This is a genomic window from Arthrobacter sp. 24S4-2 (genome assembly GCF_005280255.1).
GTDB lineage: Bacteria > Actinomycetota > Actinomycetes > Actinomycetales > Micrococcaceae > Arthrobacter.
In genome coordinates, this window is record NZ_CP040018.1 from 1,974,411 (window position 1) to 1,987,049 (window position 12,639).

9 protein-coding genes and 1 pseudogene are annotated in these 12,639 nt (G+C 65.2%); 7 read left to right on the forward strand and 3 right to left on the reverse strand.

Annotation, left to right across the window (positions count from 1 at the left end):
- Nucleotides 1-189 precede the first annotated feature (189 nt).
- The 4 genes and pseudogenes from FCN77_RS09035 (at nt 190) to FCN77_RS09050 (ending at nt 5,425) form a co-directional block, all read left to right on the forward strand.
- Entirely contained in the window at nt 190-1,128 is a 939-nt protein-coding gene (locus FCN77_RS09035) for a proteasome assembly chaperone family protein (RefSeq protein ID WP_137322006.1), read from the forward strand.
- Nucleotides 1,129-1,163: 35 nt separating this feature from the next.
- A pseudogene (locus FCN77_RS09040) lies at nt 1,164-2,493 on the forward strand (nitrate/nitrite transporter).
- Nucleotides 2,494-2,563: 70 nt separating this feature from the next.
- The gene (locus tag FCN77_RS09045) at nt 2,564-3,811 is read left to right on the forward strand and encodes a DUF4192 family protein (RefSeq protein ID WP_137322007.1); all 1,248 of its coding nucleotides are present in this window, start codon (nt 2,564-2,566) and stop codon (nt 3,809-3,811) included.
- Nucleotides 3,812-4,108: 297 nt separating this feature from the next.
- Nucleotides 4,109-5,425: an RNA polymerase sigma factor gene (locus FCN77_RS09050; RefSeq protein ID WP_137322008.1), complete on the forward strand. Its 1,317-nt coding sequence runs from the start codon at nt 4,109-4,111 to the stop codon at nt 5,423-5,425.
- A 173-nt stretch (nt 5,426-5,598) separates the two neighbouring features.
- Here the strand turns inward: FCN77_RS09050 and FCN77_RS09055 are convergent, their stop codons facing one another.
- Nucleotides 5,599-5,820 carry a hypothetical protein gene (locus FCN77_RS09055; RefSeq protein WP_137322009.1) on the reverse strand — a complete coding sequence of 74 codons (222 nt, stop codon included), beginning with the start codon at nt 5,818-5,820 and terminating at the stop codon, nt 5,599-5,601.
- Nucleotides 5,821-6,078: 258 nt separating this feature from the next.
- Here FCN77_RS09055 and FCN77_RS09060 point away from each other — a divergent pair, with 258 nt between their 5' ends.
- Nucleotides 6,079-8,187, forward strand: a complete 2,109-nt coding sequence (locus FCN77_RS09060) for a type IIA DNA topoisomerase subunit B (protein WP_137322010.1) — start codon at nt 6,079-6,081, stop codon at nt 8,185-8,187.
- Nucleotides 8,188-8,249: 62 nt separating this feature from the next.
- On the opposite strand, the gene FCN77_RS09065 is transcribed toward FCN77_RS09060, so the two are convergent.
- Nucleotides 8,250-9,299, reverse strand: a complete 1,050-nt coding sequence (locus tag FCN77_RS09065; protein WP_137322011.1) for a M56 family metallopeptidase — start codon at nt 9,297-9,299, stop codon at nt 8,250-8,252.
- A 6-nt stretch (nt 9,300-9,305) separates the two neighbouring features.
- Nucleotides 9,306-9,692: a BlaI/MecI/CopY family transcriptional regulator gene (locus tag FCN77_RS09070; RefSeq protein WP_137322012.1), complete on the reverse strand. Its 387-nt coding sequence runs from the start codon at nt 9,690-9,692 to the stop codon at nt 9,306-9,308.
- A gap of 276 nt (nt 9,693-9,968) precedes the next feature.
- Between FCN77_RS09070 and FCN77_RS09075 the strand changes: the two genes are divergently transcribed.
- Both FCN77_RS09075 and cydB read left to right on the forward strand, forming a co-directional pair.
- Nucleotides 9,969-11,570, forward strand: coding sequence for a cytochrome ubiquinol oxidase subunit I (locus FCN77_RS09075; protein WP_137322013.1), 1,602 nt, complete (start codon nt 9,969-9,971; stop codon nt 11,568-11,570).
- Nucleotides 11,571-11,589: 19 nt separating this feature from the next.
- Nucleotides 11,590-12,639 carry a cytochrome d ubiquinol oxidase subunit II gene (gene cydB, locus FCN77_RS09080; RefSeq protein ID WP_137322014.1) on the forward strand — a complete coding sequence of 350 codons (1,050 nt, stop codon included), beginning with the start codon at nt 11,590-11,592 and terminating at the stop codon, nt 12,637-12,639.

A 12,639-nucleotide genomic window follows, 5' to 3' on the forward strand; every position in this document is an offset into this window, starting at 1 on the left:
GGCCAGTTCCGATCGTAGTCTCTCCGCCGCAGCCGCGCTGAATCCAATGAGACCTGCCGCACATCACCGGTGCGGAATGGTTCGGACGGCCGGGGCGTTGTAAAAAATATCCGGCGGATCTGCGCGGATCCCCCCAATCCAAAGCGCTGCCGAACTCCGCCTCCGCCGCCACCTCGAAAGGAACATGCCGTGCTAGAACGGATTTCCGGCTCCCTGCTGGACCCCGACGCTCTCTATGTGAGCAACGCTGAGCTGTTCCACAGCCCGTCCCTCCGCGGACTCAACCTGGTCATGGGCTTCACGGGATTCGCCGACGCCGGCCACGTGGTCAAGCAGATCACCACCGAGCTGCTGGACACACTCGACTCGGAAGTCGTTGCCGTCTTCGATGCGGACCAGCTGATCGACTACCGTTCGCGCCGTCCGCACGTGACGTTCGTCGAGGACCACCTCCAGGACTACCAGGCACCGAGCCTCGCCCTGTATCGGCTGGTCGACGGACTGGGGAATCCGTTCCTCTTCCTCGCCGGTTTCGAACCCGACCTGCAATGGGAGCGGTTCGCCCGCGCCGTCGTCCGGATTGTGGAGCAGCTGGACGTGAACCTGGTGACGTGGATCCATTCCATCCCGATGCCCGTTCCGCATACCCGCCCGGTAGGAGTCACCGTCCACGGAAACCGTCCCGAACTCATCGAGGGAATCTCGGTCTGGAAACCCACCGTTGAGGTTCCCGCGGCCGTGGGGCACATCCTTGAACTCCGCCTCACGGAAGCCGGCCGGAACATTGCCGGGTACGTCATTCACGTACCCCACTACCTCGCGGAGGCCGAGTTCCCCAACGCGGCCGTAGCCGGCCTTGAATACCTGGGCGCGGCCGCGTCGCTAATGCTTCCCTCGGACCGCCTCCGCGAGGCCGGCCGTGAAGTCGGCCGGCAGATTGCCGAGCAGCTGGAGGCGTCCGAGGAAGTCCAGCAGGTCGTCTCCCGCCTGGAGGCGCGGTATGACGAAAAAGCGGAGGGGACCGTGCGCCGCTCGCTGCTGGCGGACGAAAACGATGAACTTCCCAACGCTGACGCGCTCGGCGCCGCCGTCGAGGCCTACCTGGCCCGTAAAGAACCCGGACAATAAATCCTATTTATCCTTGCGGCAGGCATAATGGTTAGGTGACTGCACCCCGCGCCTGGCTCATCTGGACCGTCGGGATATTCGCGTACCTCGTGGCCGTCAGCCAGCGCACGTCGTTCGGCGTCGTGGGGCTGGAGGCCACGGAACGGTTCCACGCCACCGCCGCGGAGATCTCGTTCTTTACCGTGCTCCAGCTCCTGGTGTACGCGGGCCTCCAGATCCCCGTGGGGTTCTCGTGGACCGGCTGGGATCGCGGACGATGATCGCCGGAGGAGCTGTCCTGATGGGGCTGGGCCAGCTGCAGCTGGCATTCGCGGACAGCATTCCCGGGGGAGTGCTCGGCCGTGTGCTGGTGGGCGCAGGGGATGCCATGACGTTTATCTCGGTGATCCGGCTGATACCGCTGTGGTTCGCCCCGGCCAGGGTGCCGCTCATCACGCAGCTGACCGGCATGTCCGGCCAGCTCGGGCAGCTCTTCAGCGTGGTGCCGTTTGCCCTTATTCTCCACTCCGCCGGCTGGACACCCGCCTTCCTGACCCTTGCCGCGATGTCCGCCCTGGCCGTCGTGCTGGTGCTGGCTGCTCTAAAGGACCGGCCGCCCGGCCATCCCCGCCCGGAACCGGGCCAGGGACTGAAGGCCACCGGGGTCTCGCTGTCCAGCGCCTGGCGGCAGCCAGGCACCCGGCTGGGGCTGTGGAGCCACTTCACCATCCAGTTCAGCGGCACGGTGTTTGCCATGACTTGGGGATACCCCTTCCTGATCTCTGCGCAGGGCCTCGATGCGGGCACCGTGTCGGGCCTGATGGCGATCTATGTTGCCGCGGCCATCGCCGCCGGTCCGCTGATCGGACGGTTTGTGTCACGGCATCCGCTCCGCCGCTCCACGATGGTGCTCCTGATTGCGGCCACCACAGCCGCGGCCTGGGCGGCGGTGCTGCTGATGCCCGGCCGCTCACCGCTGTGGATGCTGGCAGGGCTGGTGGTGGTGCTGGCCATCGGCGGCCCCGGCTCCATGATCGGCTTCGACTTTGCCCGGACATTCAATCCGGCCCACCGGATCGGGACTGCTACGGGAATCGTCAATGTCGGCGGGTTCATAGCCGCGCTGGTGGCCATCTACCTGATCGGCGTCGTCCTGGACGTCCTCAACGCCACCGGATTCTCCCGGGGCGAGCTGTACGGCCTGGACCCGTTCCGGATTGCCCTGAGCGTCCAGTTCGTGCTGATCGGTGTCGGCGCCGGGGCCATCATCGCAACCCGCCGGAAAGTCCGGCGGCAGATGGCCGCCCAGGGCGTTGTAGTGCCGCCCTGCTCCAAGCCCTTGCCCGGCAGCGCAGGCGCAACCTGGAACGCCGCCGCACAAAGTAGGGCCAGGCCTTTGTCCACATAGGCCAACTAAGTTCTTACGGCGGGGCTCGGTGCGTTCCAGTCTGGATGCATGACACCTCCAGAACGAATGACCATCACCGGCCCCGAGGACATCCTGGGCTTCATCCCGCATTCCCTGGGCTACTGGCCGGCCAACAGCCTCGTGGCCATGACCATGCAGGGCAAGCGGCTGGGCGCCACCCTCCGCGTCGACCTCCCAGGCCTCGACTCAGATGCGGGGCTGCTCCGGTTTTCGCGCACGGTGAGGGATTACCTGGAAGCGGACGACGACGCCGACGGCACCCTCCTGGTGCTCTTCAGCAATGAAGGATGGTTGAGAGGCGCAGATTCTGCTCCCGGCGTTGTCCCGGCCGGAGCGCCGGTGGAGGGGACGTTGGCGTGGCTGCTGGTAGCACTGGAGGTCGAGTTGGAATTATCCGGGAGGCCGGTCCGCGACGCCTGGTACGTCAGCGACACCTTCTGGCGGAATGCGTATTGTTTTGATCCGTTCTGCTGCCCCTTTCCGGGCCGTTCCGTGGACGAGATCAGGGACAGCCGGCTCAACGCGGAAATGGTGTTCCGCGGCAGTAGCGTGGGCGAGGACCCTGCCTCTTTCACAGCCCCGGAGCTGCCCGGCGAAGCGACCGCCGACCCGGACGTAACTGAGTCGGAACAGCGCTGGGCCGCACGGTTCCTGCAGTGCCGCGGGAGCCGCCCGCAGTTCGCCGCCATGCTGGACATCTGGGGTCGAGTGCTGGCGGGTGACGGCGGAAACGAGACGCCCGCTGAACTGGCCGGGTACCTGCGTGCCTCGCTTCGCATTCCCGATTGGCGGGATGCGGTGCTGGTGATGAGCGCCGCCGGCCGGCAGGCTGCGGAGCAGGGCGCCGAGGATTTCGGGATCTTCGGCCCTGCCCCGGACCTTCCTGTTACATTGCCTCCGCTGGACGGGCTGCCCCCGGATGTCCCGGCCGATGAGGCGGCCTACCCCGTGCCGGGATACGGGGACGTCCTGCTGGGTCTGGCGCCGGGTACGCCACGCTGGGACCGGATGGGGTCGCTCGAACGGGTGCTGCTGCAGCTGGGTGCCGCTGGCGGCGGCGAAGCGGGGGCTGCGGCTCTCACCGGCCGGGGCTGGATCGAATGGTGCCGCGGCAGGGGTTCGTTTGCGCACGCACTTCTGGACCAGGCCTCGGCAGCACACCCCGGTTACCGCCTGGCGGAACTACTCTCGGAGCTGGTCAGCCGGGGGACGCTGTGCGGCTGGGCAGGGCGTCGTGATGCGGCGTGGCAGAAGTTCGAAACGGATGCGGCCTAAGGAACTGCCGCCCGGGCGCACCGGAGGCCTGCGGCCCGGACGAAACATTCGGGCCGGCGCACCACCTGAGGCGTCGATTGGGAAAATCATGAGACAATGGATGCCGAGACCCGGTTGGGTCCGTGAATCACGTGCATGTAGTGGTGCCCGGAAACGGGAACATTACGGCCGCTCCGGCAGTTCTACTTTATGGCTCTGCTGGCCGCGATCGCACCTGATATGAATCGCGGACTTGACAGGGTCATAGTGGTGTTGCCCGTATGGTGATTCCACAGACCGCCGCTAGAAAGGTTTTCTGTGACCCCGTCTTCCGCCAAGAAGGAACCCGCCGACCAGGCCGAATTGTCCCCTGAGGAGAAGAAGGCGGCCACGAGCGCCAAGCGTGCCGCCACGCGCGCAGCCAATAAGGCTGTCAAAGATGCTGCTTCCGACGGCGGCGACGCCCTGGGCAAGCCCGAGCCCAAGAAGCGCGGGCCCAAGCCAGGAGCCAAGGCCGCTGCCGAAGCTGCCGGCAAGTCCCGCTCGTCCGACGACGACGAGGACGAGGTGGACGAAGATCTCGACGATGTGGCTCCGGACCCGTCCGAGCTGAGCGAAGAAGAAGCCGCCAGCAAGACCGGCGCGGCCGCAACCGGCTCCGGCTTCGTCTACTCCGATGCCGATGACGACGACGCCCCTGTCCAGCAGGTTATGTCGGCCGGTGCCACTGCCGACCCCGTCAAGGACTACCTGAAGCAGATCGGCAAGGTGGCCCTGCTGAATGCAGAGCAGGAAGTGGACCTTGCCCTCCGCATCGAGGCAGGCCTGTTCGCCGAAGAGAAGATCGCGGCCGACGACGGCTCCATGGATCCGAAGCTCAAGCGCGAGCTCGAGTTCGTCATCCACGACGGCAAGCGCGCCAAGAACCACCTGCTGGAGGCCAACCTCCGCCTCGTTGTGTCCCTGGCCAAGCGTTACACCGGCCGCGGCATGCTGTTCCTGGACCTGATCCAGGAAGGCAACCTGGGCCTCATCCGTGCGGTCGAGAAGTTCGACTACACCAAGGGCTTCAAGTTCTCCACGTACGCCACCTGGTGGATCCGCCAGGCCATCACCCGCGCCATGGCCGACCAGGCCCGCACCATCCGCATCCCGGTGCACATGGTGGAAGTCATCAACAAGCTGGCACGTGTCCAGCGCCAGATGCTGCAGGACCTCGGCCGCGAACCTACGCCGGAAGAGCTGGCCCTCGAACTGGACATGACACCCGAGAAGGTCGTTGAAGTCCAGAAGTACGGCCGCGAGCCCATCTCGCTGCACACACCACTGGGCGAAGACGGCGACTCCGAATTCGGAGACCTCATCGAGGACTCCGAGGCCGTTGTTCCCGCCGACGCTGTCAGCTTCACCCTGCTGCAGGAGCAGCTGCACTCGGTGCTGGACACCCTGTCCGAGCGCGAAGCCGGCGTTGTGGCCATGCGGTTCGGCCTCACCGACGGACAGCCGAAGACTTTAGACGAAATCGGGAAGGTCTACGGAGTGACGCGCGAGCGGATCCGCCAGATCGAATCGAAGACGATGTCCAAGCTGCGGCACCCGTCCCGGTCCCAGGTGCTGCGCGACTACCTGGACTAGGGGCGGCTGCGCCAGAAGCCTGCGTCAACGTCCCACGGGCCGCCCGGCATGGCGATCCACGGATCGCCATGCCGGGCGGCCCGCGTCGTTTGCGCCACTCGCTGCTTCACCTAATCCTGCTTAAAAGGATCAGGACCCCTCCTGTGGAGGGGTCCTGAAGGATACCTGGTGATCTAGTCGACTGCTACGGGCGTCTTCTCGTGAAGCCGGCCTGTCTCATCGTGCCACTCAGAGCTCAACGGCTTGAGCGTTGCCTCGATCGCACGGGCATGGTGGCCGCAGAAGAGCAGCTCACCGCCGGAGGACTCGAGTACAACGCGGACATATGCCTGAGCTCCGCAACGATCGCACCGGTCAAGTGCATTGAGTGTGCGGTCTGCCACTGCTGTTGTCATGTCGGCCTCCTTAGTAGATCTGTACCTCTATGTAACCAGTATTCGTAGCAATTCCATCGCAAGGATGGGGCAAGTTCGCTGTACGCGTATCCGCAAGAATTGATCAAGGCCTGAGAATCCGGTTACGAAAACATAACGGGTGGGCCCGTCCACACCCGTCGGAAGGTGTGGCAGACGGGCCTCCGGGGCCGGGCCTACTAACCTAGGAAGAGCGTCAAAAAGCCTTAGCTGTTCCGTCACTGAAGGAGTTCACAACCCGTGGCACCAAGTTCTGAGTACACCGCCCGGCATCTCTCTGTACTGGAAGGCCTCGAGGCCGTCCGCAAGCGCCCGGGCATGTACATCGGTTCCACCGACTCCCGCGGCCTGATGCACTGCCTCTGGGAGATCATCGACAACTCCGTCGACGAGGCCCTGGCCGGTTACGGCCACGACATCAAGATCATCCTCCATGCTGACAACTCCGTGGAGATTCACGACGACGGCCGCGGCATCCCCGTGGACGTCGAGCCCAAGACCGGGCTGACCGGCGTCGAGGTCGTCTTCACCAAACTGCACGCCGGCGGTAAGTTCGGCGGCGGCTCGTACACGGCGTCCGGTGGCCTGCACGGTGTCGGCGCATCGGTCGTCAACGCACTGTCCTCCCGGCTGGACGCGGAAGTGGACCGCGGCGGGAAGACCTACAAGATGTCCTTCCGGCGGGGCGAGCCCGGCCGGTTCAAGGACCCGGGCACCAAACCGGACCCGGCAGCCACCTTCGAGCCCTTCGTGGACAACTCCGTCCTCGACGTCGTGGGCAAGGCCAAGCGCGGCGTCACCGGCACACGCATCCGCTACTGGGCTGACCGCCAGATCTTCACCCCGGACGCCAAATTCTCCTACGACGAACTGGCCGCACGGGCCCGGCAGACCTCCTTCCTGATCCCGGGCCTGAAGCTGACCGTCCGCGATCAGCGCAGGATCCCGGGCACGCCGGGCGAGCTGGGCGGCCACGAGGAAATCTTTCACCACGACGGCGGCATCTCGGAGTTCGTGGACTACCTCGCCGCGGATCCTGCGGTCACCGACACCTGGCGGCTGCACGGCTCGGGCAAGTTCAAGGAAACCGTACCGGTCCTGGACGAGCGGGGCCACAGCCAGCTGGCCGAAGTTGAGCGCGACTGTGAAGTGGACGTGGCCCTGCGCTGGGGCATCGGCTATGACAACACCGTCCGCAGCTTCGTCAACATCATCTCCACGCCCAAGGGCGGGACGCACCAGTCCGGCTTCGAGCAGGCACTGGTCAAGACCTTCCGCAAAGCCGTGGAAACGAATGCCCGCAAGCTCAAGGCCGGCAACGACAAAATCGAAAAGGACGACATCTTCGCCGGACTCACCGCGGTGCTGACCGTCCGCCTGGCCGAGCCGCAGTTCGAGGGCCAGACCAAGGAGATCCTTGGCACGTCCGCGGTCCGGGCCATTGTGGCGCGGGTGGTGGAAAAGGAGATCAACGCCAAGCTGAACTCGGCCAACCGCAACGACAAGGCACAGTCTGCGCTGCTTCTGGAAAAAATCGTCAGCGAGATGAAGTCCCGCATTTCGGCGCGCGTCCACAAGGAGACGCAGCGCCGGAAAAATGCGCTGGAGACGTCGTCGATGCCCACCAAGCTGGCTGACTGCCGCACTGACGACGTGGCCCGCTCGGAACTGTTCATCGTGGAGGGTGACTCCGCGCTCGGAACGGCCAAGCTGGCCCGCTCCTCTGATTTCCAGGCGCTCCTGCCGATCCGTGGCAAGATCCTCAATGTTCAGAAGGCTTCGGTGGGGGACATGCTCTCCAATGCCGAATGCGCGGCGCTCATCCAGGTGGTGGGCGCGGGGTCCGGCCGCAGCTTTGACATCGCGGCGGCTCGCTACGGCAAGGTAATCCTGATGACGGATGCCGACGTGGACGGCGCGCACATCCGCACACTGCTGCTGACGCTCTTCTTCCGCTACATGCGCCCCATGATCGATGAAGGCCGCGTGTTCGCCGCCGTCCCTCCGCTCCACCGTGTTGAGGTGATCAACGCCGGCCAGAAGGCCAATGAAATGATCTACACGTACTCCGAGGCCGAACTCCACGTCCTCCTGGCCCGGCTGGCCAAGGAAGGCAAGCGCTACAAGGAACCCATCCAGCGCTACAAGGGCCTCGGGGAAATGGATGCCGAGCAGTTGGCCGAGACCACCATGGACCCGCGCCACCGGACGCTGCGCAAAGTGGGGATCGAGAACGCGAAGCAGGCCGAGGAAACGTTCGACCTGCTGATGGGTTCGGACGTCGCACCGCGCAAGGACTTCATCATCGCCGGTGCGGCAAGCCTGGACCGGGAGCGCATCGACGCCTGAGCCGGTTCCTGGCCGGTGAGCTGGTTCGCGAACAGTGGGCGGATTCCGGGTGCCGGGCGAAGCTAGCCGAGCAGGCCAGGAACAATCAGCAGTGCGGTGGGCAAGGCCAAAAGCAACAGGCAGCCGGCCAGCACCAAAGCCCTGAGCGGGGCCGGCAGGGGTTCCTTGGGCGACAGCAGCCGGCTAACCCGGGAAGCGGTGGTGCGGGCCGAACCGGCGCCGCCGGACGCGCCCTGGATCCCGCCGTCGACAATTCCGTCTGCCCCAATGCCGGCCGGTCCAACTCCGCCAGGTCCTTTGCCGTCTGCGACGGCGGGCAGTTGCGCGCCGTTGAAAGCCACCCGGCTGACCGGAGCGCCTGACGGCCCGCTGGCCACGATGGCGATCGCCTTGATCAGCGTGGCCTTGCTTTCGGTTTTCAGGGCGACGTCGTCCGCCAGCATCTCAATGAGTGAGTTGACCGCTTCCTGGGCCAGCCGCGTGGTGGGGATCCAAGGGAGGGCCTGGCGCCACGCCGCGAAGGCCCAGAGCAGGAGGTGGTGGCGCTGGCTCAGGTGGGCATTTTCATGGCTGAGCACAGCGCGCAGCTCCGCAGGCTCCAGGGCCGCCATGAGCCCGTCGCTCAGAACGGTCACCGACCGGGCGCCCCCGGGCAGGCAATAGGCTACGGGGGAATCATGGTTGATGACCACCGTTCCGGGCCCGTCATTCGACGGCGATGCCAGGAGGGCCAGGAGTTCCCGGTGGCGTCTTCGCTGACGTTCGATCCGGTAATAGGTCAGCAGGAGGGTAAAGACGAGATGCGCGGTGAGCAGCGCCGCGGCGGACAGCGCAAAAAGGTGCCAGAAGCCCAGTGCGGTGGTGGGGGCGTTGAGGAGGACCATGCCGGCCAGCCCGCGCAGCCCAGCGAGGAGGTTGTCCCCGATGGGCTCCAGACCGTAGACCAGCATGGCACCAATCATCGACAGGCCACCGGCGAGGGCGATTGCCTGCCACAGCAGCATTGCGGTGAACGGCGACCGGGCCGGCCACTGGGCGCGCGAAAGAAGGATAGGTACCGGCCACGCCAGTACTATCGCCAGGACCGCCAGAAAATATGAGGTCCAGAACATGTGCTGTTAGTTGTGGCCAAGCAGTTTGCGCAGCGTTTCGGCTTCACTTTCGGTGACGGAGCCAATAAAGCGGGCGAGCACGGCTTCGCGGTCCGGCGCGGAGCCCAGAACTTCGTGCATGAGTTCGGCGGTGTGGTCCGCCCGGCTGGAAACCGCCTGGTAGCGGTGGGGACGGGTTCCGCGTTCGCGTTCCACGAGGCCCTTCTTCTCCAGGCGCGAGAGGACGGTCAGGACGGTGGTGACAGCGAGGTCTTTGCCCACGTGGCCCGCCGTGCCGCCCTGCGCCTGCGTGCTCTGGGCCAGCAGGTCCCGGAGGGTGTTCGCGGTGGCCGCTTCCTGGCCTGCCCAGAGCAGGTCCATCACTGCCCGTTCCAGTTCACCAAGACTTGCCATTCCGTACATCCTTCTTGACGTTCCGTTCCGCGGAGCCCGATTGGCCGGCGCGGAGACGTGGTTCGAATACTTAGGCTCTAAATTTACCTCCTTTTGCCGTTTTCTTCTACATGAGGTAGAACAGGCGGCGCGTCGCGGCCTTGCCTCTGGCCCCAGGCAGTGGAACTGTATGTTTACATTGCACACCGAAAGTGTTCTACACTCTGTAGAAGTTGAACTTCTACGATACGTAGAAAACTTGGACTGTTGAGAGCCTAGCCAAAAGTAGGGACTGCCTTGGACGCTTTGGAAATCGCACGCTGGCAATTCGGTATCACCACGGTCTACCACTTCATGATGGTGCCGCTCACCATCGGACTGGGCCTCGTGGTGGCAGTCATCCAGACCATCTGGTACCGCACCGGCAAACCCGAATACCTGCGCATGACCAAGTTCTGGGGGAAGCTGTTCCTCATCAACTTCATCATGGGCGTTGCCACCGGCATTGTGCAGGAGTTCCAGTTCGGGATGGCCTGGAGCGAGTACAGCCGCTTCGTGGGCGACGTGTTCGGTGCACCCCTGGCGCTGGAAGCACTGCTGGCGTTCTTCGTTGAGTCGACGTTCCTGGGCCTGTGGATCTTCGGCTGGAAACAGCTAAAAAAAGGCGTCCACCTTGCCTGCCTCTGGATTGCCGTGGTCGGTTCCGTGTTCTCGGCCTACTTCATCATCGTGGCCAACAGTTGGATGCAGCACCCCGTCGGCGTGGAAATGATCAACGGGCGCCCGGTCATGACCGATGCCTGGGCCGTTTTCACCAACAACACCGCCCTCGTCGCGGTGCCGCATACGCTCTTCGGCGCCCTGGCCGTGGCCGGCGGCTTCCTGCTCGGCATTGCTTGGTACCACCTCTGGCGCCGTCGCCACGACGGCATCGACACCGTGGGCACTGACGGCAAAGTCATTCCCGGCGAAGCGGACATTGCCGGGCGGGACAAGGCAGACCACAAGGTGTGGATCCGCTCGCTCCGGATCGGCGCCGTCGTCGCCATGATTTCCTTCGCCGGAACGGCACTGACCGGAGACCTCCAAGGCAAGCTCATGTTTGAACAGCAGCCCATGAAGATGGCCGCCGCAGAGGCCGCCTGCCACGACGGCACCGGCTTCTCGGTGCTCAGCGTCGGAAACGTCGGCTCGAAGAACTGCGACGACATCGTGGCGGTCATCGAAGTTCCCGGCATCCTGTCCTTCCTCGCCAAGGGTGACTTCACCACAGAGGTGAAGGGCGTCAACAGCCTGCTGGACCAGTACAAGGCCGACTACGGCACCCACCTCCCGGACAACCCCATCTACGGGGACCGGGCCGGGCAGGAAATCCAATACGTGCCCGTCATGGAAGTGACCTACTGGGGCTTCCGGATGATGATCGGCTTCGGCGGGCTGGCTGCCCTCGCCGCGCTCGTGGCCCTCTGGGTGACCCGGAAGGGCACGGTGCCGGCGTCCCGCGGGCTCATGCGCCTCGCCGTCGTCGGCATCATGGCACCGTTCGGCGCTAACGCTGCCGGCTGGATCTTTACCGAAATGGGCCGGCAGCCCTTCGTGGTGGCGCCCAATCCGGATCCGAGCGGGATTGACCAGGTGTTCATGTTCACGGCAGCCGCGGTGTCGCCGGGTGTTTCCGCCGGGGAGCTGCTCACGTCCCTGCTGGTGCTGACGTCCGTCTACGCCGTGCTGCTGGTGGTGGAGGTCAAGCTGCTGGTGAAGTACATCCGCGGCGGCGTCGTCTCGGCCATGCCGGAACTCGCCCACGCCCCGGTCGACGAAAACGAGGATGCCACCCCCGGCGGTCCCGGCACGGGCAAGCCCGGTGACGCCGACGACGTCCTGGCATTCGCCTACTAAGAGCAGAGGAAATTCGATAATGGAACTGCTGCCCACCATCTGGTTCATCGCCATCGCGGTGTTGTGGACGGGATACCTCTTCCTCGAAGGATTCGACCTCGGCGTCGGCATGCTGATGAAGCTCTTCGCCCGGAACAACACCGAACGCCGCGTCCTGCTCAACACAATCGGGCCCGTCTGGGACGGCAACGAGGTCTGGCTGCTGACTGCTGGCGGCGCCACGTTCGCTGCCTTCCCGCTCTGGTATGCATCCTTGTTCTCCGCCCTCTACCTTCCCCTGCTGCTGGTCCTCGTGGCACTGATCTTCCGCGCCGTGGCGTTCGAATACCGCGGCAAGGTGGACACGGACCGCTGGCGCGCGGTGTGGGACTGGTCCATTGCGGCCGGATCCCTTGTGGCGGCTTTCGGCGTCGGCGCGGCGCTGGCCCTGACCACCACCGGGCTTCCGCTCAACGCCAACGGTGACCGCGAGGGCGGACCATTCGCCTGGTTCAGCGGGTACGCCGTCCTCGGCGGTCTCGCCGTCGTGTGCTTCTCCCTGCTGCACGCACTGGCGTTCCTGGCCCTGAAGACCGACGGCGACGTCCGTCACCGCGCCCGCAACTGGTTCGTCCGGCTCCTGCCGGTCCTCCTGCTCCCCATCGCAGGCTGGGCCATCAGCGTCCAGCTCCTCAGCGGCGAAGCCTGGACCGTCGCGGCGGTTGCTGCGGCTGTGGTTGCTGCGGTGCTCGCCTGGATGTTCGGCCGAAACGGCCTGGAAGGAAGGGCGTTCCTGTCCCTCGGCGTGTTCCTCCTGCTTGGCAGCGCCTCGATCTTCGGCGCGGCCTTCCCCGTGGTGCTTCCCTCCACCATCAGCCCGGACTTCAACCTGACCATTTCCAACGCCTCATCCTCCGATTACACCCTGGGCCTCATGAGCATCGTCGCCTGCGTGGGACTCCCGCTCGTTGTGGCCTACCAGGCCTGGACGTACTGGGTGTTCCGGCGCCGGGTCAGTGCCGCCCACATCCCGGAGGCCCACAGCTTCCTCCCCGCCATCGCCGCCCGGGCACTGGCCCCCAAGGACTAG

Excerpts from the sequence above, each read along its gene's own strand:
- FCN77_RS09045 (WP_137322007.1), top strand. The coding sequence starts at position 2,564 with ATGACACCTCCAGAACGAATGACCATCACCGGCCCCGAGGACATCCTG.
- FCN77_RS09055 (WP_137322009.1), bottom strand. The coding sequence starts at position 5,820 with ATGACAACAGCAGTGGCAGACCGCACACTCAATGCACTTGACCGGTGC.
- FCN77_RS09065 (WP_137322011.1), bottom strand. The coding sequence starts at position 9,299 with ATGTTCTGGACCTCATATTTTCTGGCGGTCCTGGCGATAGTACTGGCG.
- FCN77_RS09070 (WP_137322012.1), bottom strand. The coding sequence starts at position 9,692 with ATGGCAAGTCTTGGTGAACTGGAACGGGCAGTGATGGACCTGCTCTGG.
- cydB (WP_137322014.1), top strand. The coding sequence starts at position 11,590 with ATGGAACTGCTGCCCACCATCTGGTTCATCGCCATCGCGGTGTTGTGG.